The 524-nt window shown below is 53.4% G+C and carries 1 protein-coding gene and 1 pseudogene; one reads left to right on the top strand and one right to left on the bottom strand.

The features are described 5' to 3' along the window. Positions 1-233: helix-hairpin-helix domain-containing protein (locus AKG43_RS11910; protein ID WP_156300686.1), on the top strand; the 233-nt coding region annotated here is incomplete at its 5' end. A gap of 158 nt (positions 234-391) precedes the next feature. Here the strand turns inward: AKG43_RS11910 and AKG43_RS12645 are convergent. Further along, positions 392-524: pseudogene (locus AKG43_RS12645) on the bottom strand (IS1595 family transposase); the annotation flags it as partial.

Here is a 524-nt window from a genome sequence, read left to right as displayed (position 1 = left end):
CGGAGGAGGAGTTGAAGGCTCTGCCGGGTATCGGCCCGTCGAAGGCGGCGGCGATTGTGGCCTACCGTCAGCACAACGGCCAGTTCAAGAGTGTGGACGATTTGAAGAACGTGAAGGGTATCGGCGAGGGTATTTTAGCTAAGTTGCGCGATGAGGCGACGGTTGGTGGCGGTAAGAAGCCGGCCAAAGCGGCGGTGCCGGCGCTGAAGGAGAAGGCTAAAGAGAAGCGCTGATTAATGCTGGGATTGCCGTCGTCGGTAGTTGATGCCGGTGACGGTTAAATAGACATAGGTAGCGGCCGGATGCGGGAGTGTCCGGCCGCTTCGTTTGGGTGGGAAAAGAATGCGGGTGTCGGTTATGATGCGTTAAAAGGTGCTGAAGTAGATTAGCCCTAAATACCACACCAAAGCCGCAGAGTTTTTAACTGCTGCTTTGGTGTCCCGAAGTTAAAACGAAACTCACATTCTTTCAAGAACAGAGGAAAAGATTTTCGGTCGATTCCGTTGTATTTGCGCAAGACACGT

The organism is Neisseria sp. 74A18 (genome assembly GCF_001308005.1).
Classification (GTDB): Bacteria; Pseudomonadota; Gammaproteobacteria; order Burkholderiales; family Neisseriaceae; genus Neisseria; species Neisseria dumasiana.
Note: the sequence above shows the minus strand (reverse complement) of the source record. Positions and strands in the feature narration are given on the sequence as shown.